The following is an 18,766-nucleotide window of genomic DNA, read 5'->3' on the forward strand; positions in this document are numbered from 1 at the left end:
TGTTGCCTGAATCTGGTTTTACTGTCCAGAAACGAGGCTATAATTGATCCAGCACAATCCAACAACGAAAAGAACATGCAGATTGTACTTCACGCAGGCGCGCACTTTACAGACGAAGGCAAACTTCTTGGCAGCCTGACCAAAAACCAGGACATGCTGGCGCGCAATGGCGTGGCCCTGCCACCGCAGTCGACCTATCGTCGGCAAATCCGTGACACGTTGGGCCAAATGTCCTCATCCATGATGGCGACCGATTACAAAGGTGCGATCATGAACGGCATGATTGGTGACGCCAAACCAGACCGCATGATCCTGTCCAATGACAATTTCTTTGGCGTGCCACGTCTGGCAATCCGCGACAACTGCCTGTTTCCAAGTGCGGGCGAGCGCCTGCGCGGTGTGTCTTCGCTGTTTTATGGCGACGATCTGGAGATCTTTATGTCGATCCGCAATCCGGCCACTTTTGTGCCCGCGCTTGTGGCCGCGTCCCCGACGCATTCGATTGAACAGGTCACCGACGATTGTGATCCGCTGGCCCTGCATTGGTCGGAGTTGATCGTACGCATACGGGAGGCCGTGCCGCATATGCCGGTTACGGTGTGGTGCAATGAGGACACACCAATCATTTGGGAAGAGATCATGCGCGACATGGCGGGACTCGACCCCGCCACCGTAGTTGCTGGCGGCACGGATCTGCTGCGCACCATTATGAGTGACGAGGGTATGACCCGTCTGGAGGCCTTCCTCGCGGACCACCCCGGCACAACCGAAATTCAGAAACGCCGCATCTACGCCGCCTTCCTGGACAAGTTTGCCATTGAGGACGAAATCGAAGAGGAACTCGACCTGCCTGGCTGGACCATGGCCATGGTTGACCAGATGACCCAAGCTTACGACGAAGACGTTTACCGCATCGAGCGCATCCCTGGCGTGACGGTGCTCACCCCGTAGGTCAAAACAAAAACGGCTCCCAAATGGGAGCCGTTTTCACATCATGCAGCAGATGGATCTTAGGACATACCCAGCGCAGATTTATACATGTCAATCACGGCTTCCTGCTCTGCGATGTCATTGGGATCTTGCTTGCGCTCGCGAATTATAGTGCGGATCGCCTTTACATCAAAGCCACGGCCTTTGATCTCAGCAAAGACCTCTTTGATCTGCTCAGCCACTTCGCTTTTCTCAAGTTCCAAACGCTCGACGCGCTCGATGAACTGCTTCAGTTCCTGACCGGTGACGCCGTATTGCGCGTCCGAAGATGTGCCTTCGCTCATGTCTGACCTCTTATTGTGCCGATTATGCGCGCCGCGCGGGCGCCAAGATTAAAGCAGGTATAGACCGCAAAGCGCATCGCCTTGCAAGGCCCGCAACGCCATTTCCTGTGATCTGTGCCAAATGCCGCGCGTCACCTGTCTTGCGCGTTGCCACACAATCCGGTAGCTGCCCATCTCAGGTAAGGCGCAGCCCGGTTTGCGCCCGCAAAAGAGGAAGTCCGCGATGCAATGGATGATCTGGGTTGGCGCCCTAATGTCGATGATTGGCCTGCTTGGTCTGATCCTCTCCATCGTCAAAGTGGCCAAAGCCCGCCGCGCCGGTCTGTCAGACGAAGAGCTGCGCGTCGCGGTTCAAAAGGTTGTGCCTCTGAACATGGGCGCTTTGTTCCTGTCCGTGATCGGCCTGATGGTTGTGATGGTTGGAATTTCCCTGTCCTAAGCTTCAGCCGTTCAAGGCCCCAAAGCCGCGGCCATTTTTGATCAACGTGTCAAACAGCGGCTCCGGCTTCCAGAAAGCATCCCCTTGCTCCGCCAGCTTGCGCACATGATTGCGCAGGTCCACCAAGCCGTGATCGTCTGCCGCCTGCATTGGACCACCCAACCAGCGTGGGAAACCAAAGCCGTGGATCATCGCCACATCGATGTCTGACGGTTTGGCTGCAACGCCCAAACGCAACAACCGCGCACCTGCATTGGCCATCGCAGCCAAACAGGTTTTCTCGATGTCCACATCGCGCACCCCCACGTTGCTCACAGGTTTGGGGTCTTCTTCAAGCGCGGCCTGCACAATCCGAAGCGTATCCGCATCCGCAGCCCCAAACGGATGCTCCTGTGAATACTGATACCATCCACGTTGCGCGCCGCGCCCCTCTCGGCCCATGCGATACAACACCGTGCTAATCCCCGCCTGCGCTGTCCGCAGTCCCGGCGCATTCAGGCCCAGAGCATCCGCAACCTGAAAAGGCCCCAACGAAAACCCCCATTTGTGCATCACGCGATCCACCTCGTAGGGATCGGCGCCAATGTGTACCAAATCTTCCGCCGCGCGGATGCAGGCGCCGATCACATTCTGGCCAATCAAACCGTTGTAGGTCTTGGCGCGCACCGGCAGAAACCCGATGGCACTCAGCACCGCAAACAGCGTCGCCACAGCCGCGGCCCCCGTGCTTTTGCCCACAGCGACTTCCGCCCCTGATGTACGCAGATGCAAGTTGGGAACGTAAAACCCAACCACGTCCTGCGGGCTGCCTGTGCTCTGCGCCACAGGTCCAATCTGAGCCGCAGCATCATGCACAGCGATCACAGCGTCGTCTTTAACGATACCATCCAGCTGCGCCGCAATCTGCCGGGAAATCTCGCGGCCCTGCCCCACAGCTTCAATCACAAGGTCCGCACGAGACAAGGCCACAAAGTCCGTCTCAGCCCGCAGCCTCGCCAGTATCTCGCGGCTGGCAACATCTTCCATCCGTCCACTGGTGACCATACGTTGCAACGCCGCTTCAATGCGCCGCTGTGCCAACTCCAACGCCGCAGGCACCTGCGCCGTCACCACCACCTTCAGGCCATTCTGCAACGCCGCCAGCGCCAAATCCGCGCCAACACGGTCTGCACCAACCACCACTCCCACTGTGTTCACGGGACGTGGTTCCGCCTGATGCATTTCCGGCAAGCGCGTCGCGCGCCGCTCTGCCAGCGCGACATGGCGCAGTGCACAGCTTTGATCTGAGGTCACCAACTCCTCAAATCGCTCGCGCTCAAACTCCACCCCAACCTCAAAAGGCAATAGCGGGGCTGCCTTCACGCACTCCAAAATGGCCAGGGCCGCATCCTGCCCCCGTGGCTCGATGCGTTTTTCCCATTTGTTCACACCGGCCTGAAACGCCTGAAAGTCTGCAATCCCGCCAGTGGCTTCTGACGTCGGGCGCGCAGGCATGTACTTGGCAATGCAGGTCAAGGCAAAAACAATAGCAGCTTCGCGCAAATCGTCTTCGATAATCTCATCCACCATGCCTGAGACCGCGTCAGCGGTGATCGGCATCATCACACCGGACAACAGGATATTGAGCGCGGTGTCTGCGCCCAACAAACGCGGCGCGCGCTGTGTGCCGCCAGCGCCAGGCATCACGCCAAGCGCCACCTCAGGCATAGCGAGCTGAACACTGCGCAGCGCCACACGATAATGACATGCCCAGGCCAACTCCAACCCGCCACCCATGACGGCACCAGACAGCCCGGCGACAACCGGCTTGCCAGACGTTTCAATGGCCGAACACAGTTCAGACAGATTGGGATGCGCGATGGGTTTGCCCAGTTCGGAATAATCCCGTCCGGCCGAAAACTCCGCTCCAGCCCCCAGCAGGACAATGGCCCCGACCATCTTGTCGGCGAGCGCATCTTGCAGCGCATCAAATATTGCCGCCCGCAACTCCGCGGTCAGCACATTTGTGGAGGGGTGGTTCATAGACAGGATCGCAACCCCGCCTTCGACCGAATAATCTAGCAACTGAGTCATGCCTCAACCCTGACAAACTGTGGCGCAAGCCATTGTGTTTTCAGAGTTTAGCCGCACATGCCTCCCGCGCAAGCCCAGTTATCCACAGGGTGCGCGCAGGTCGGCACATGTGTCACACTACCCGAGGGTCAAACAGGCATATTGTCGAAACTGTCCTCGATCTCCTGATCCAACAGCTCCAAATCCAACCGGCGCAATCGGGTGGGGACACGCCCGCCATTCTGCTCAATATTGACCAAAGTCCGATGCAACTGCTGATGCAGCTCATAGCGGTCCATATCGTCCGCTTTCTGGATTTTCGCTTCCAGGGTTTCCGCACGGCTCAACAGAGTTTCGACATTCATACAACGTCCTCCCAAACGTAAAACTTACAAATCAGCGCCGCGGCGCTCTTCAACCAGCAGCACACGCACTGCACAGCGGCGCGTCCGGCACCACATCTAGGCGGGCCGTAGAAATCTCGTCCCCGCATTTTACACAGAAACCATACGCGCCATCACGCAACCGCCCCAAGGCCGCTTGGATTTTACGGATTTCCTCCTGCCCACTGGCACCAAGCCCTTCCAGCACCTCATCACCTTCATGCTCCACAGCCGCATCTTCCCAATCTTTGGAGTGCGGCATGTCCAGCTCTGCCTCAATGGCATGAAGTCGTTTATCCAGTTCTGACAAGCGTTTAAGCAGGGCAGCTTTGTATGTACTGTGATCAGTCATCGGTGCCTCCATCGCCAGGGCAACTGCACAGCAGCGCAGTTTTAAAACCCGCACGTAACTTGACAGTGCCCCCATAAATGCGCCTTGATTCACATCAATATCCGCCCAAAAATGCGCCGCTCCGCATGTGTTTTCACCAGTTTTAAACACCACACCTTGATACATATGCGATCTTTCATATATGTTTTCCTGCAAATAGAGGAATCGCCATGACACCTGACGTAACAGCCTTTTTTGACAAAGCGACGAACACCATCTCTTTTGTTGTGAAAGATCCCGAAGGGGCGTCCTGTGCTATCATTGATAGCGTTCTGGACTTTGACTACAGCTCCGGCCGCACGGACACCAAATCCGCTGATGAGATCATCACCCATGTGCAAAAGCACGACCTGAAAGTGGAGTGGATTCTGGAAAGCCACGTCCATGCGGATCACCTCTCCGCCGCGCCTTATCTGCAGGAAAAAATCGGCGGAAAAATTGGCATCGGAAAAAACATCACCATTGTACAGGACACCTTTGGCAAGGTTTTCAATGAGGGCACCGAGTTCCAGCGTGACGGCAGCCAGTTCGACAAGCTGTTTGAAGAAGGCGACAGCTTCATGATCGGCCAGTTGCGAGGCGATGTGCTGCACACACCCGGCCACACGCCCGCCTGTATGACCTATGTGATTGGTGACGCCGCCTTTGTCGGCGACACGCTGTTTATGCCGGACTTCGGCACAGCCCGCTGTGACTTCCCCGGCGGCTCTTCCGAGACTCTTTATCAGTCGATCCAGAAAATCCTCGCCCTACCGGACGAGACCCGCATTTTTGTCGGTCACGACTACAAAGCACCAGGGCGCGATGAATACGCCTGGGAAACCACCGTGGGGGAGCAAAAAGCCAACAACGTGCATGTGGGCGACGGCGCCGACAAAGACACATTTGTCGAAATGCGCGACAGCCGCGATGCCACTTTGGCCATGCCCAAACTCATCATCCCGTCGCTGCAAGTGAACATGCGCGCCGGGCAAATGCCGGAACCGGATGAAGAAGGCGATGTCTTCCTCAAGGTTCCCGTAAATAAACTTTGATCCTTAAAGCGCGAACATCAAAGGAAAAATCATGCTGAACTCAATACCTACCGACTGGCTCTTCGGGCTGGGCGGCGGCCTCCTTATTGGACTCGGCGGCGCCGTTTTCCTGCTTGGCAACGGCCGTGTCATGGGCGCCAGCGGTATCATCGGCGGTCTCGTCGATGGCTCTGGCAAAAGCAATATGGCCGAACGCCTGGCCTTCTTGGCCGGGGTCTTTCTGGTGCCGGTGCTGCTCTACCCGCTGTTCTCTGATGTGAACACCCACGCCACCACCAACGTGGCCGTGCTGATCGCCGCAGGGCTCTGCGTGGGCGTCGGCACCCGCCTCGCCAATGGCTGCACCTCCGGCCACGGCGTTTGCGGCATCTCCCGCCTGTCTTTGCGCGGCATGGTTGCCACAGTGTTCTACATAATGGCAGGCGGCCTCACCGTGGTCTTGTTCCGCCATATTCTGGGAGTGATCTGATGACCCGCATTCTTCTCGCCCTGCTCGCAGGCGGCCTGTTTGGCGCAGGCCTGTTCATTTCCGGAATGACAGACACCACCAAGGTACAAGGCTGGCTGGACGTCTTTGGCAACTGGGATCCAACACTGGCCTTTGTAATGGGCGGCGCGATCATTCCGATGGCCATCGCCTGGCTGTTCACCAACGGCCGCAAGCCGGCTGTGGGAGGCGAATTCCCGGCACCACCTGAACCAAAGCTCGGCCGCAACCTTGTGCTCGGCTCGGTTCTATTCGGAGTTGGTTGGGGGCTCGCCGGTCTGTGCCCGGGCCCAGCCGTAGCGTCTCTCAGCTATGGCGGCTGGCCACATTGGGTCTTCTTCGCCGCGATGCTCGCAGGCATGGCACTGGCTCCTATGGCGCGCGCGCAACTGGACAGCGCCGTTCCCGCCGAGTAAGCAATCGCCATGGATATTCGTCAGATCACCGACCGCTTTTTCGCCGCGCCTCAGATTGAGGCTGCAGATTTTGCCGCATTGGCCGAGGCCGGCTTTGGGCTTGTCATCAACAACCGCCCTGACAACGAGGTTGGTCCGGATCAGCATTCCGAGACCATGCGCGCCGCCGCCGAAGCGGCTGGTCTGCAATATGTGGTCAACCCGCTGACCATGGACACCATGACGCCGGACCGCCAGGCCCTGCAACGTGACAGCGCCGCGGGCTGTGACGGCAAGGTTCTGGCCTACTGCCGCTCTGGCACACGCTCGACCATCTGCTGGGCACTGTCTCAGGCCAAAGAGATGGATGTCGCCGACATCGTGAACGCCGCAGCCAATGGCGGCTATGATGTCTCTGGCCTTGTGCCACACCTAGAAGCGCTCAAGTCTCAGGGATAAGCATCTGACCTGAAAACAAAAAGCCCCGCTCTTCCGGCGGGGCTTTTTTGTGTCTGCTCGTTAAGACTGCTCGAAAGTCTTATGTGCCTGTCAAATCCAGATCGGCCAACGCCGCTGGATCGCCAATTTCATCGTTGCCCAGCTGAATCAGATCATCGAGATCGTCCAAGCCAGCAAAATCGTCCATTCCGTTGTCTGCATCCAGACCAACACCCATCTCGCCCATTGGCTCAAGGTCCGGCAAGCCACCGCCACCCAAATCAGGCAATTCGCCACCAAGATCCGGCAGATCGCCCCCCATATCAGGCAAACCAGCACCATCCAGCGCAGGCATTTCCGCCATACCCGGCAGATCGCCACCAATATCATCCATGCCGCCCATCGCAGGCATATCCATGCTCGGCATGTCCATAGACGGCATCTCCATCGCCGGCATCTCCGGCGCGCCCATATCAGCCATGCTCATCTCTGCCGTATCCGGCACCGTCAGTTCTGTTGAAGGTGCAACCGCCCCCACCAACCCAGGCACACAAACCGCACGCATGCCATTGAGCTGTCCAATACGCACTTCCGTAATCTCTTCGCCGGTTGGTGCCTGCAAAGTGGCGTTCTGCATCGCCTCTTCCCCCAGAGGCAGGGTATCGCCAACTTGCAGCCCCTGAATCTGCGCTATAGGCAGGCTGATTTTGCCGACGACAGCATTCAGCAACGTCGTGGCCTCTTTCACACCATTCTGAAACTTCTCGGCGTCGGTTTCCGCGTCTTCTTCGGGTTCATTGACCAACACCTGCACATCCGGGAACAGCAACGCCATGGTGCCGGTTTTCTTGCCCCGCTCGAGTTTCACGTCGAGCACAAACATATGGTAATCCTGCGCCGTCATCGCCAAGGACAGCGTGCGCGTATCAAGCATCATTGCGCCAAATTTGTAGTGCTGTAGCCAGTAAGGCGCTTCACCTTCCTCTGCCAACATGCGCACATAGCGCATGAGCGCATCTTCCAAAAACGGCGTGATCAGCGCGGCATCCACTTTGGTGGGCACACGGTCCGTTACCGGCTTGGGAACAACCTGGCCAAGGGTTTGGAACTCCACCAACCCAGCCATCACTTGCATATCCATCGCCAGGGCGCCGGGCTCACCATTCTGCCCTTCAAGCAAGATCAACAGGGATTCATTGTCCAGCGTCACCTCAACGGCGCGGTGCGGCAGCTTAACATGGCGCACATCGGTCACATCCAATGCCAGATCCATACCTTTTTCCGCAGCCAAAGCGAGGCCAAGGCGCAGAGCCTTGTTGGGGGTCATCGCGCGCGCTTGATGCTCGGTCCGCCCATCCGCTGCTTTACGTCTTAGAATAGAGGTGGCTTGAGTTTCACTCATATCCGGATCTGCCCTGTTTGTGGCTCCTTACACGACAGATGTGCCGCAATAAGGTTAACAGGGCCTCTACGAGACCCTCAAAATCCGTGTGAAATTGTGTCTATTGCGCCGCCAAGGCGACCTCTCCTGGCAAGGTCACCCGAAACGCCGCGCCACCCTGCCCCGGCAGGTATTCTACGGCGCCATCCAAACGCGTCATGATCTCTCGGCAAATCGCCAGACCAAGCCCGGCGCCTTTGACCTTTTGCTCTCCGGTTCTGGAGAATTTTTCAAAGATCACCGCTTGCTCCGTTTTTGGAATACCACTTCCGTTGTCAATAAAATCCACAACCAACGTTCCTGAACTTTGGCTCACTTCGATACGCAGTTTGGGCGACGGAGAATCACAGTACTTTTGAGCGTTTCCAATAAGGTTGATAAACACCTGACTAAGCCGATCAAGATCAGTATTGAGCGTGATTTCTTCAGCAGCCGTATTACGCACCACGCGCATTTTGTCCTTACCAGCCCCGGTCAAAGCACTGGCCACCGCGTGATCCAGAATGCCTCTGAGCTTCCCGCTTTGCATGTTCAGGTTCACCCGGCCACTTTCCAGCACACTCAGATCCAACAGATCATCCAGCAGCCGGGTCAACCGCAACGCCTCATCGTGGATGATCGAGCTGTATTTGATCTTTTCATCTTCAGTCAGCCGGTCACTGTCCCGCAAAATCTCTGAAAACGCGCGGATCGAGGTCATCGGCGTGCGCAGCTCATGGCTCACCTGGCTGAGGAAGCTGTCTTTCTGCTCCGAAATCAACGTCAACTTTTCATTGGCCTGTCGCAATTGCCGCGCCGTGCGCGCCTGCTCTTCGGATTTGGCTTCAAGCTTGCTGGAGTATTCCATCATCTGCGCCGTCTCATCGGCCACCGCCATCAGATCTTCCACCGACACCGACGCCCCACCGACAATTTGTCCAATCATCGCATGCGCCGTGGCCGCCCCAACAGAGCCCGCCAGCTCCCGCTCCAAACGCTGCAAGAAATCCGGTGACGGCTCCGGCAAAAGCCCACTCATGCCCTGACGCTTGGCCTCCCGTTCAAACAGGTTCTGCGCCTCGCGCGCACCGATGATACGTTGCGCCATGACCATCAGGTCTTCGGTCTGCGCCAAGCTCCCAGCCCAGCTTTGTGGCGTGGAGCTGTGCTCAAACACATTTACAAACTGAGCCCCTTGTAACCGCTCAAGAGGAGACGGAAATCCAACCAAAGAGGCAATGAAGAAACTCATTGTGTTCAATAAGATAGACCAGAACACCGCATGCACCAACGGGTCCATGCCAGAGATACCAAAGAACGCTTGCGGGCGCAGCCAACTCAATCCCAATGGGCCTTCGGTCAACATTGTTTCCGACACCAATGTGCCGGCTCCGAAACTGGGCAATAACAACGTGTAAGCCCAGATCAGAAAGCCTACTGTCAGGCCCACAAACGCCCCGGTCCGGGTGGCCCCGCGCCAGAAAATCCCGCCAATCAGCACCGGCAGAAACTGCGCCACCCCGGCAAAGGAAATCAGACCTATCGAGGCCAGCGCGGTACCGCCTCCGGAGAGACGGAAATAGAGGTATCCAAGAAACACCACGGCTGCGATGGAAATGCGCCGAGACAACAGCACAACATGCCGCACGTCACCAGACACCGATGCACCGCCGGTCTGCATGCTCAGCCAAATCGGCATCACAATGTGGTTTGACACCATGGTCGACAATGCCAACGCGGCCACAATCACCATAGATGTCGCACTGGAAAAGCCTCCTAGAAAGCTCAACATCGCCAACGCGTCGTTGCCAGTTGCCAACGGCACTGTCAGGACAAAAAAGTCGGGATTGCTTCCCGGTGGCAATAGATCCAACCCCACCACCGCTATCGGCACCACAAACAGGCTCATCACCATCAGATAGGCAGGAAACGCCCAGCTGGCGGTGCGCAGGTGGTCCTCGTCTTCGTTCTCAACCACCATGACTTGAAACATACGTGGCAGACACAAAAACGCCGCACCGGACAGGAAGATCAACGTTGCCCAACGGTCCCCCCGCATTTGCCACTGGCCAATCTCGCTTGCATCGATACGGGCAAACGTATCGCCGACGCCACCGGCCAGACCCCAAACCACAAAAATGCCAACCGCCAACAGCGCCAGCAATTTCACAATTGCTTCAACGGCCACAGCCATCACAACCCCGTGGTGGCGCTCGTTTACATCCAAATTTCGCGTGCCAAAAACAATGGTGAACAAGGACAGGCCAGCGGCCACCAAAAGCGCGTTACTCCCCTGCGCCGCTTGCGTTAACTCACCACCATAAGCGCTTGAAAATACATCAAAACTCACGGTTACAGATTGCAACTGAAGCGCGATATAGGGCGTGGTTCCAATCACTGCCAAAACGGTCACCCCAACCGCCAAGAGATTGGATTTTCCGTAGCGCGAAGAGATCAAATCCGCGATTGAGGTGATACGCTGGCTGCGCCCAATGCGCACCAGTTTGCGTAGCAACCACCACCAGCCAATCATCACCAACGACGGGCCAATATAGATGGTCAAATACTCAAGGCCTGAGCGCGCCGCATAACCGACCGCCCCATAAAACGTCCAGGCTGTACAGTAGATCGACAACGACAGCGTATAAATCATTGGGCTGCGCAGCCACCCGCCACGCCCTTCCAGGGCCGCGCGTTCCGCTGCAAACGCGATCAGGAACAAAAACACGACGTAAATCAGACAGACGCCAACCAGAATATTGAGCGTACCCATCAGCCTTCGCGCTCCGTCTCCTCCGCATCACTGCGTTTGAGGCTACGCGCCAACCACCCGCCTCCAACAACCAGCAACAGCCAGACCATAAAAATGTAAACAATCGCGTCAGAGGTGGTCACCACATCCGGCGCTTCAGACTGCTGCCACAACAAGGGCACCGCCCAAAGCACCGCGCCAATCACTGGCAGGGTGCGGATTGTGTCAATCAATCGCCGGCGACGATAGCTTTGTCGCTCCAAAAACGGAATGGTGTGTTTGGCACTCACCCGGCCACCAGCTCTCGCACCGCATCAAGCACCTCAGCGTTGGAAAACGGCTTGGTCATAAACCGGCTTGCCCCGGCGCGCTCCGCCATTTCACGGTCTTTGACCTGCCCTTTGGCGGTCAACATCAACACTGGCAGTCCCTGTGTGGCATCTTCGCTGCGCAGCTCACGCAGGATGTCATAACCGGTTTTGCCCGGCAGCATCACGTCCAGAATAACCAAATCGGGCATCGCACCTTGCACCACACCAACAGCATCATGACCATTGGAATGGGTCGCAACGGACCAGCCGTCACGAGACAAGATGAAGCTGATCGCTTCGATGATATTGGGCTCATCTTCGATGACTAGCACGTTTTTGCCCATGCAGCCTCCCCTCCCCAAAAGTCCACAAGCGGTGCGCCATTCTTAGCGACCACCCGCAAAAAGAAAAGAGATTTTCCAACGTTACCCGACATCCGCCAACAAAGACGGCTCTCGACGCCCCTCACATTGCGCCAACGGACACACCCGGCAGGAGGACCCCACCTCCGCTTCCGCCTCACCGGCTTCTTCCAACGGCACAATCAGCATGTAGCTGTGATACAGCGGTGCAACATTAACCTGAATCGTGCCAATCGGTTCAGACACCGCGTAGCAATCAAACCGCTTGGCCTCACGGCCTGTCATCGTCACCGTCTGGCGCAACGCCTGCATCGGACGGGACAAGGCCTGAAACAGCGGCCACTTAGGGCAAGCACCAGAAAAGCGTGGAATGGCAAAGCCCTCCACGGGCTTGCGCAGCATCAAGGTGCCAGATGCGTCACACATCACCAGCCCCAATGGCATTGGTAACATGTCATCTGACACAGCTGCCAACCGGCGCAGTACCGTACTCAGTGGCACACCGTAGTCCGAGGCAATCTGCGCAGGCTCCACCACCCCATCGTTCACTTGCCGTTCCAACATCTCCAGTGACAGCAGCCGCGCATCAGCCCGCAACTGCCGCACCACGGTCATCGCCATGTCGCGCGCCGCATCCGAGGTCAGCTGCGACTGATTGCCCACAAACTCAGACAGCGCATCCGGCGTCGCATCAACCAGACTGTCAAACCGGAACTTATGGGCTGCAAGCATCGCCTCGACCTCTTCCAGCGGCAAGGTCAGCCCCGCAGAGGCGTCCCCCGCATCATCCAGATACGCCACCAGTTGCTCCGCCCCTTCAGCCAACCGCTGACTGTCCTCATTCAGGTTGCGGTGGAAGCGATTGCGCCATTCCGGTTCAATCTCCTTGGTGTCCGCCAAAATACCCGCTGTCGAGCGGATCGCGGTCACCATGGTCAACATCTCATGCACAGAAGTGGCAAGATGCGGGTCATGGGTTAGCCTGTCAGTCAACGTCGCTGCGGTGTGCTCCAGACTTCGCAAGCGTTTGTGTTGTTCCGAAATCAACGCCGCCCATCCCGGAAACCGCCCGGCAAATTCGTCGCCCCTTTCGAGCTCAACGGCCACCGTCTCCACCTCAGCGGCTGCCACCCGCAGCGCCGACAAAAGCGCCGCTTCTGCACCTTCGCTCAACAAAGATGGTTCAACGTCCAGCGCCTGAGCAATGTCATTCAGCAGCTTCCCACCGATTCTGCGCCGGTTGTGCTCAATCAAATTGAGGTAGCTGCCGGAGATCCCGACCTGCCGGGCAAGTTCGGCCTGGCGTAAGCCCGCCATCACCCGGCGCTCTCTGATGCGACTGCCTGCAAGGGTTTGCTGGACCATTGGCTTTTCCCCCAGTTTCAACATTTTGCTGCGCTGCAAAATAATTTCTTTACACCATGCTGCAAAGCAATGCGAATTACTTTACAAAAAAATTGTGTCTTTGAAAGCAGTTGTTGCGAAATTTTCGGACCGACCGCGATAATAGTTTTGCACAAATAGTGCCTGTGGGGCGGGAAGAGGAGCCCAAACCACAAATGACACAACGGGAGGATTATATGTCCAAAAGCAACTTCACACGTCGTGGTTTGCTCAAAACCAGTGCCGTAGCCGGCGCCGGTTTGGCACTGCCAACGATCTTTACAGCTCAGTCCGCACATGCGTTCACCAACGAACCTACCGGCGGCACAGTTACTCTGGGCTTCAACGTGCCACAGACCGGTCCCTACGCGGACGAGGGTGCAGACGAACTGCGCGCCTATCAGCTGGCTGTTGAGCACCTAAACGGTGGCGGCGACGGCGGCATGCTGAACACCTTCAGCTCCAAAGAGCTGGACGGCACCGGCATCCTGGGCAAAAAAGTGGAATACGTCACAGGCGACACCCAGACCAAGTCTGACGCCGCCCGCGCATCCGCCAAGTCCATGATCGAAAAAGACGGCGCCATCATGATCACCGGCGGCTCGTCCTCTGGTGTGGCTGTGGCCGTACAGGCGCTCTGCCAAGAAGCCGGCGTCATCTTTATGGCGGGTCTGACCCACTCCAACGACACCACCGGTAAAGACAAGAAAGCCAACGGCTTCCGTCACTTCTTCAACTCCTACATGTCGGGTGCTGCGCTGGCACCGGTTCTGGCAAACGCTTACGGCAAAGACCGTAAGGCGTATCACCTGACCGCTGACTACAACTGGGGTTACACCACCGAAGAAGCGGTACGTGCCTCTACTGAAGCCATGGGTTGGGAAACTGTTGCAGCTGTGAAAACACCGCTGACACAGACCGACTTCTCCTCCTATATCGCGCCTGTCCTGCAGTCCGGTGCCGACACGCTGGTTCTGAACCACTACGGCGGCAACATGGTGAACTCGCTGACCAACGCGGTTCAGTTTGGTCTGCGCGACAAGCAGGTAAACGGCAAAGACTTCCAGATCGTTGTTCCACTGTACTCCCGCCTGATGGCGAAGGGTGCCGGTGCCAACGTGAAGGGCATCTTCGGTTCCACCAACTGGCACTGGTCGCTGCAGGACGCGGGCTCCAAAGCCTTCGTTAAATCCTTCGGCACCAAATATGGCTTCCCACCATCCCAGGCGGCGCACACCACCTACGTGCAAACCCTGCTGTATGCGGATGCTGTTCAGCGTGCGGGCTCCTTTGCCCCATGTGCAGTTGCAGAAGCGCTGGAAGACTTTGAGTTTGACGGTCTGGGCAACGGTAAGACGCTGTATCGCGGCGCTGACCACCAGTGTTTCAAAGACGTGCTGGTTGTGAAGGGTAAAGAGAACCCAACTTCCGAGTTCGACCTTCTGGAAATCGTTGAAGTGACCCCGGCTGAGCAGGTGACCTACGCACCTGATCACCCACAGATGGGCGGCCCAGAGGCCGTTCTGGGTGCCTGCAACAACGGCGCGTAATTCACGCCCCAATCGGGCGGGCAGCAATGCCCGCCCCACTTCGCCAGCATAGGCGAAATCGGACAACCACAGGGACGGACCGATGGAAGCAATTATCCTTCAAATTCTGAACGGGTTGGACAAGGGATCCGCATATGCGTTGATCGCACTTGGCCTTACCCTGATCTTTGGCACCTTGGGTGTTGTGAACTTTGCGCACGGCGCACTGTTCATGATTGGTGCCTTCTGCGCGGTGACTTTCAGCCGCATCTTGACCCTCTCACGCACAGTTATTGATGAGACACAGACCGACTTTCTCGGCAACCCGCTGAAAGTTGACGTGCCTTATCTGCATGACCTCTTTGGCCAAGCCACCGGCGACGCGATCATCGATTGGGCCGTCCCCTTGTCGATTCTGTTCACTGTCCCGGTGATGATGTTTGTCGGCTACGCGATGGAACGCGGCCTGATCAAACACTTCTACAACCGCCCCCATGCCGACCAGATCCTTGTGACCTTTGGTCTGGCGATCGTGTTGCAGGAAGTGATCAAGTATTTCTACGGCGCCAACCCGATCCCGACCCCTGCCCCGCAGGCGTTTGCAGGTTCGCTTGATTTCGGCGCCCTGCTTGGGTTTGACCCCAACCTGATCATCTACCCCTACTGGCGCATCATCTACTTTGTCTTCTCCGCCATCATCATCGGGGCTGTATTTGCCTTCCTGCAATACACCACCTTCGGCATGGTTGTGCGTGCTGGCATGGCAGATCGTGAAACCGTTGGCCTTCTGGGCATCAACATCGACAAGCGCTTCACCATCATGTTTGGCCTTGCCGCCGCTGTCGCCGGTCTGGCCGGTGTGATGTACACGCCAATCAACTCGCCAAACTATCACATGGGCATGGACTTCCTTGTGCTGAGCTTCGTTGTGGTTGTTGTCGGCGGCATGGGCTCCCTTCCGGGTGCGGTGCTGGCAGGCTTCCTGTTGGGCATTTTGGAAAGTTTCGCCTCCATGCGCGAGGTTCTGGAGATTCTGCCGGGTCTGAACCAGATCATCATCTACCTCGTCGCCATCATCATTTTGCTGACCCGTCCCCGTGGCCTTATGGGCCGCAAGGGCGTCATGGAGGACTAACTCATGCTCGGTCTCACCAAAAAAGATCTTCAGCTTATGCTGATCGTTACCGGGCTGACCATGTTGGCGCCCTTCATTCTCAACCCCTTCCCGGAAAGCTCCGGCATGGCGCAATTCAACGCGGGCTACCCCGACTTGATGCAACGCTTTGTGATCTTCGGCATCTTTGCCATTGGCTTTAACCTGCTGTTCGGCCTCACCGGCTACCTCAGCTTTGGCCACGCCGCCTTCCTGGGTGTGGGCTCTTATGGCGCCATCTGGATGATGAAGCTGGTCTCGCTCAACGTGATCCCGGCCATCTTCATGGGCGTGATTGTGGCCGGTATCTTCTCGGTGGCAGTGGGCTACATCTGTCTGCGCCGCTCAGGCATCTACTTCTCGATCCTGACCTTGGCGATTGCCCAGATGTCTTACGCGCTGGCCTATTCGGTTCTCACACCAATCACCGGTGGTGAAACTGGCTTGCAGATCAAATCCACTGACCGTCCGCTGCTGTCCAATCTGGCAGAAGGCGAAACTGGCCGCGCCAACCTGTTTGGCATGGACATGCGTCAGAGCTTTGAGCTGAGCGTCGGCGACTGGCTCTTCACCTTCAACGTCGGCTACTACATTGCAGCCGTGGTGATGCTGATTGCCTTCTACGTGTCGATCCGCATCTTCCGCAGCCCGTTTGGTCTGATGCTGCGTGCGATCAAATCCAACCAGACCCGCATGTCCTACACCGGCCTGAACCCACGTCCGCACACGCTGGCAGCCTTTGTGATCTCCGGCATGTACGCTGGTCTCGCTGGCGGTCTCTTGGTCGCTATGGACACACAGGTTGGACCGGAGCGTATGTTCTGGACAGCCTCTGGTGAGGTGGTTCTGATGACCATCCTGGGCGGTGTTGGCACGCTGATCGGTCCGGTTCTCGGCGCAGGTGTGATCAAGTACATGGAAAACATCCTGTCCAAGATCAACAAAGACGTTCTGCACGAATGGTTCGCCTTTATGCCGGATGGTCTCGAAGATTTCATCGTCTTTCTGGTCTACCCGTTCATCGGCAAAGGCTGGCACCTGACCCTTGGTATCCTGTTCATGCTGGTGGTGATCTTCCTGCCAGGTGGCCTGGTCGAAGGCGGTCAGCGCATCAGCAAATGGATCAAAAACCGCCGCAAAGCCAAAGACACTGGCGGCTCCACTGAACCCGCAGAATAAGGAGACTGAAAGATGGGAATTCTCGAAGTCAAAGACGTAGGTAAGCGGTTCGGTGGTCTTCAGGCCCTCGGCGACGTGAACCTCTCCGTCAAGGAAAACACCGTACACGCAATCATCGGCCCCAACGGGGCCGGGAAATCCACCCTGCTGAACTGCCTCGTGGGCAAGCTCATCCCGGACACCGGCTCTGTCATGTTTGACGGCCAATCGGTATTGGGCCGCACCCCACACGAGATCAACCAGATGGGCATTTCCCGCGTTTTTCAGACACCGGAAATTTTTGGTGATCTGACCGTGATGGAAAACATGATGATCCCCTGTTTTGCCAAACGGGACGGGGCGTTCCGGATGCGCGCCATCGAAGACATGATGCGTGAAAAGGACATCGTGGAAAAAGCTGAAGCGATGCTTGAGGACATGAACATGGCCGACAAGCATCACATGCACGCGGCCTCCATGTCTCGCGGTGACAAACGTCGTCTGGAGATCGGCATGTGTCTGGCACAGGAGCCACGTCTCTTGCTGCTGGATGAGCCAACCGCCGGTATGGCCCGGGCGGACACCAACAACACCATCGACCTTCTCAAGCAGATCAGTGACGAGCGCGACATCACCATCGCCATCATCGAACATGACATGCATGTGGTGTTCTCTCTGGCACAGCGCATCACCGTGCTTGCTCAGGGCACACCGCTGGTCGAGGACGATCCTGAAAACATCAAAGGTCACCCGAAAGTGCGCGAAGCGTACCTCGGCGAGACCGCTGCATAAGGGGAACAGGACAGATGAACGTCAAACCCGACTTTTCCAAAGGCCACAATCTGGCCGAAACCGCCCCCGCCTACCTCTCCATCTGGAACATGGAGAGCTACTACGGCGAGAGCTACATTGTGCAAAACATCAGCTTCAACGTGCACGAAGGCGAAATCCTCGCACTCCTGGGCCGCAACGGGGCTGGCAAAACCTCCACTCTGCGCTCCATCGCCCGCATGGACGACCCTCAGGTGACACACGGCGAAATCTGGCTCGACCACAAACCGCTGCACTTGATGAAAAGCTATGAGGCCGCGCAGGCTGGCATCGGTCTGGTGCCGGAAGATCGCTCGATCATTCCCGGTCTGACCGTGGAAGAGAACATTCAGCTGGCCCAAATTGCCCCGCCCATCGGCTGGTCAATCGAACGCCTCTACGAACTCTTCCCGCGTCTTGGCGAACGCCGCAAGCAGGAGGGTGTCACGCTCTCCGGTGGCGAACAGCAGATGCTCGCCATCGCTCGCGCCCTCAGCCGCGACATCAAAGTGCTGCTGCTGGACGAGCCTTATGAAGGCCTCGCGCCGGTGATCGTGGACGAGATCGAAAAGACGCTGCGCATCATCAAAGAGCAAGGCATCACCACCGTGATTGTGGAACAGAATGCCGTGCGCGCGCTGGAACTGGCTGATCGCGCGGTGATCCTGGACACCGGCTCGGTTGTGTTTGACGGCTCCGCCAACGAAGTGCTCGAAAACGAAGAGCTGCGCGCCGAATATCTGGCAATCTAACGTAAACAAGTCGGGGTTGCGCCAAAAGTCGAGTTGACCTCGCGGCGCAGCCCCCTAACCTCGCCCCCAAAGAATTACCATTCGAGGTCCAAACATGTCTGACTCCACATTCCCCCCCTCCAAAGAACTCGCCGAAAACGCCATCATCACGGCGGATAAGTATCAAGAAATGTACGCCGCATCGATGTCTGATCCTGAGGGGTTTTGGCGCGAGCATGGCCAGCGTGTGGATTGGATCAAACC

21 protein-coding genes are annotated in these 18,766 nt (G+C 57.2%); 12 read left to right on the forward strand and 9 right to left on the reverse strand.

Annotated elements, in window-relative coordinates:
* Positions 1-75 precede the first annotated feature (75 nt).
* Positions 76-951 carry a hypothetical protein gene (locus tag Q0955_RS20685; protein ID WP_299428762.1) on the forward strand — a complete coding sequence of 292 codons (876 nt, stop codon included), beginning with the start codon at positions 76-78 and terminating at the stop codon, positions 949-951.
* Positions 952-1,010: 59 nt separating this feature from the next.
* Here the strand turns inward: Q0955_RS20685 and Q0955_RS20690 are convergent, their stop codons facing one another.
* A complete protein-coding gene (locus tag Q0955_RS20690; RefSeq protein ID WP_299428765.1) occupies positions 1,011-1,274 on the reverse strand; it encodes a DUF2312 domain-containing protein in 264 nt (87 codons plus the stop codon).
* A gap of 223 nt (positions 1,275-1,497) precedes the next feature.
* Between Q0955_RS20690 and Q0955_RS20695 the strand changes: the two genes are divergently transcribed.
* Positions 1,498-1,713, forward strand: a complete 216-nt coding sequence (locus tag Q0955_RS20695) for a hypothetical protein (RefSeq protein WP_299428768.1) — start codon at positions 1,498-1,500, stop codon at positions 1,711-1,713.
* A 3-nt stretch (positions 1,714-1,716) separates the two neighbouring features.
* On the opposite strand, the gene Q0955_RS20700 is transcribed toward Q0955_RS20695, so the two are convergent.
* From Q0955_RS20700 to Q0955_RS20710, 3 genes are all read right to left on the reverse strand, one after another.
* Positions 1,717-3,786, reverse strand: a complete 2,070-nt coding sequence (locus Q0955_RS20700) for an enoyl-CoA hydratase-related protein (RefSeq protein WP_299428770.1) — start codon at positions 3,784-3,786, stop codon at positions 1,717-1,719.
* 128 nt (positions 3,787-3,914) lie between these two features.
* Positions 3,915-4,130, reverse strand: coding sequence for a hypothetical protein (locus Q0955_RS20705; RefSeq protein WP_299428773.1), 216 nt, complete (start codon positions 4,128-4,130; stop codon positions 3,915-3,917).
* 49 nt (positions 4,131-4,179) lie between these two features.
* On the reverse strand, positions 4,180-4,500 hold the full coding sequence (locus Q0955_RS20710; protein ID WP_299428776.1) for a TraR/DksA C4-type zinc finger protein: 321 nt from the start codon (positions 4,498-4,500) through the stop codon (positions 4,180-4,182).
* A 209-nt stretch (positions 4,501-4,709) separates the two neighbouring features.
* Between Q0955_RS20710 and Q0955_RS20715 the strand changes: the two genes are divergently transcribed.
* Genes Q0955_RS20715 through Q0955_RS20730 form a run of 4 tightly spaced genes read left to right on the forward strand, consistent with a single transcriptional unit; the run spans position 4,710 to position 6,914 of the window.
* Positions 4,710-5,573 (forward strand): MBL fold metallo-hydrolase, encoded by an 864-nt coding sequence (locus Q0955_RS20715; protein ID WP_299428779.1) that lies wholly within the window; start codon positions 4,710-4,712, stop codon positions 5,571-5,573.
* Between the two features lie 43 nt (positions 5,574-5,616).
* A complete protein-coding gene (locus Q0955_RS20720) occupies positions 5,617-6,042 on the forward strand; it encodes a YeeE/YedE thiosulfate transporter family protein (protein ID WP_299428818.1) in 426 nt (141 codons plus the stop codon).
* Positions 6,042-6,476, forward strand: a complete 435-nt coding sequence (locus Q0955_RS20725) for a DUF6691 family protein (protein ID WP_299428782.1) — start codon at positions 6,042-6,044, stop codon at positions 6,474-6,476. The genes Q0955_RS20720 and Q0955_RS20725 overlap by 1 nt, the downstream gene beginning before the upstream one ends.
* Positions 6,477-6,485: 9 nt before the next feature.
* Entirely contained in the window at positions 6,486-6,914 is a 429-nt protein-coding gene (locus Q0955_RS20730; RefSeq protein WP_299428784.1) for a TIGR01244 family sulfur transferase, read from the forward strand.
* Positions 6,915-6,993: 79 nt separating this feature from the next.
* Here Q0955_RS20730 and Q0955_RS20735 read toward each other — a convergent pair whose 3' ends face one another.
* From Q0955_RS20735 to Q0955_RS20755, 5 genes are all read right to left on the reverse strand, one after another.
* Entirely contained in the window at positions 6,994-8,295 is a 1,302-nt protein-coding gene (locus tag Q0955_RS20735; protein WP_299428787.1) for a FliM/FliN family flagellar motor switch protein, read from the reverse strand.
* A 100-nt stretch (positions 8,296-8,395) separates the two neighbouring features.
* Positions 8,396-11,086 carry an ATP-binding protein gene (locus Q0955_RS20740; RefSeq protein ID WP_299428790.1) on the reverse strand — a complete coding sequence of 897 codons (2,691 nt, stop codon included), beginning with the start codon at positions 11,084-11,086 and terminating at the stop codon, positions 8,396-8,398.
* Positions 11,086-11,355, reverse strand: a complete 270-nt coding sequence (locus tag Q0955_RS20745; RefSeq protein ID WP_299428793.1) for a hypothetical protein — start codon at positions 11,353-11,355, stop codon at positions 11,086-11,088. The genes Q0955_RS20740 and Q0955_RS20745 overlap by 1 nt, the downstream gene beginning before the upstream one ends.
* Entirely contained in the window at positions 11,352-11,720 is a 369-nt protein-coding gene (locus Q0955_RS20750) for a response regulator (RefSeq protein WP_299428795.1), read from the reverse strand. Before Q0955_RS20750 ends, Q0955_RS20745 begins: the two co-directional genes overlap by 4 nt.
* 81 nt (positions 11,721-11,801) lie before the next feature.
* Positions 11,802-13,103, reverse strand: coding sequence for a helix-turn-helix transcriptional regulator (locus tag Q0955_RS20755; RefSeq protein ID WP_299428798.1), 1,302 nt, complete (start codon positions 13,101-13,103; stop codon positions 11,802-11,804).
* 215 nt (positions 13,104-13,318) lie between these two features.
* Between Q0955_RS20755 and Q0955_RS20760 the strand changes: the two genes are divergently transcribed.
* The 6 genes from Q0955_RS20760 to Q0955_RS20925 form a co-directional block, all read left to right on the forward strand.
* Positions 13,319-14,671 (forward strand): ABC transporter substrate-binding protein, encoded by a 1,353-nt coding sequence (locus Q0955_RS20760; protein WP_299428801.1) that lies wholly within the window; start codon positions 13,319-13,321, stop codon positions 14,669-14,671.
* A gap of 82 nt (positions 14,672-14,753) precedes the next feature.
* Entirely contained in the window at positions 14,754-15,785 is a 1,032-nt protein-coding gene (locus Q0955_RS20765) for a branched-chain amino acid ABC transporter permease (protein ID WP_299428804.1), read from the forward strand.
* Between the two features lie 3 nt (positions 15,786-15,788).
* Positions 15,789-16,982 (forward strand): branched-chain amino acid ABC transporter permease, encoded by a 1,194-nt coding sequence (locus Q0955_RS20770; protein ID WP_299428807.1) that lies wholly within the window; start codon positions 15,789-15,791, stop codon positions 16,980-16,982.
* Between the two features lie 12 nt (positions 16,983-16,994).
* Positions 16,995-17,753, forward strand: coding sequence for an ABC transporter ATP-binding protein (locus tag Q0955_RS20775; RefSeq protein WP_299428809.1), 759 nt, complete (start codon positions 16,995-16,997; stop codon positions 17,751-17,753).
* Positions 17,754-17,767: 14 nt separating this feature from the next.
* A complete protein-coding gene (locus tag Q0955_RS20780; protein WP_299428812.1) occupies positions 17,768-18,523 on the forward strand; it encodes an ABC transporter ATP-binding protein in 756 nt (251 codons plus the stop codon).
* Positions 18,524-18,692: 169 nt separating this feature from the next.
* On the forward strand, positions 18,693-18,766 hold a 74-nt coding region (locus tag Q0955_RS20925; protein WP_366140710.1), incomplete at its 3' end, for an acetyl-coenzyme A synthetase N-terminal domain-containing protein.

This window comes from uncultured Shimia sp. (assembly GCF_947493595.1).
Lineage (GTDB): Bacteria > Pseudomonadota > Alphaproteobacteria > Rhodobacterales > Rhodobacteraceae > Shimia.

Excerpts from the sequence above, each read along its gene's own strand:
- Q0955_RS20730 (WP_299428784.1), top strand. The coding sequence starts at position 6,486 with ATGGATATTCGTCAGATCACCGACCGCTTTTTCGCCGCGCCTCAGATT.
- Q0955_RS20710 (WP_299428776.1), bottom strand. The coding sequence starts at position 4,500 with ATGACTGATCACAGTACATACAAAGCTGCCCTGCTTAAACGCTTGTCA.
- Q0955_RS20685 (WP_299428762.1), top strand. The coding sequence starts at position 76 with ATGCAGATTGTACTTCACGCAGGCGCGCACTTTACAGACGAAGGCAAA.
- Q0955_RS20755 (WP_299428798.1), bottom strand. The coding sequence starts at position 13,103 with ATGGTCCAGCAAACCCTTGCAGGCAGTCGCATCAGAGAGCGCCGGGTG.
- Q0955_RS20775 (WP_299428809.1), top strand. The coding sequence starts at position 16,995 with ATGGGAATTCTCGAAGTCAAAGACGTAGGTAAGCGGTTCGGTGGTCTT.
- Q0955_RS20770 (WP_299428807.1), top strand. The coding sequence starts at position 15,789 with ATGCTCGGTCTCACCAAAAAAGATCTTCAGCTTATGCTGATCGTTACC.
- Q0955_RS20760 (WP_299428801.1), top strand. The coding sequence starts at position 13,319 with ATGTCCAAAAGCAACTTCACACGTCGTGGTTTGCTCAAAACCAGTGCC.
- Q0955_RS20715 (WP_299428779.1), top strand. The coding sequence starts at position 4,710 with ATGACACCTGACGTAACAGCCTTTTTTGACAAAGCGACGAACACCATC.
- Q0955_RS20725 (WP_299428782.1), top strand. The coding sequence starts at position 6,042 with ATGACCCGCATTCTTCTCGCCCTGCTCGCAGGCGGCCTGTTTGGCGCA.
- Q0955_RS20780 (WP_299428812.1), top strand. The coding sequence starts at position 17,768 with ATGAACGTCAAACCCGACTTTTCCAAAGGCCACAATCTGGCCGAAACC.
- Q0955_RS20690 (WP_299428765.1), bottom strand. The coding sequence starts at position 1,274 with ATGAGCGAAGGCACATCTTCGGACGCGCAATACGGCGTCACCGGTCAG.
- Q0955_RS20740 (WP_299428790.1), bottom strand. The coding sequence starts at position 11,086 with ATGGGTACGCTCAATATTCTGGTTGGCGTCTGTCTGATTTACGTCGTG.
- Q0955_RS20700 (WP_299428770.1), bottom strand. The coding sequence starts at position 3,786 with ATGACTCAGTTGCTAGATTATTCGGTCGAAGGCGGGGTTGCGATCCTG.
- Q0955_RS20765 (WP_299428804.1), top strand. The coding sequence starts at position 14,754 with ATGGAAGCAATTATCCTTCAAATTCTGAACGGGTTGGACAAGGGATCC.
- Q0955_RS20735 (WP_299428787.1), bottom strand. The coding sequence starts at position 8,295 with ATGAGTGAAACTCAAGCCACCTCTATTCTAAGACGTAAAGCAGCGGAT.
- Q0955_RS20705 (WP_299428773.1), bottom strand. The coding sequence starts at position 4,130 with ATGAATGTCGAAACTCTGTTGAGCCGTGCGGAAACCCTGGAAGCGAAA.
- Q0955_RS20750 (WP_299428795.1), bottom strand. The coding sequence starts at position 11,720 with ATGGGCAAAAACGTGCTAGTCATCGAAGATGAGCCCAATATCATCGAA.
- Q0955_RS20695 (WP_299428768.1), top strand. The coding sequence starts at position 1,498 with ATGCAATGGATGATCTGGGTTGGCGCCCTAATGTCGATGATTGGCCTG.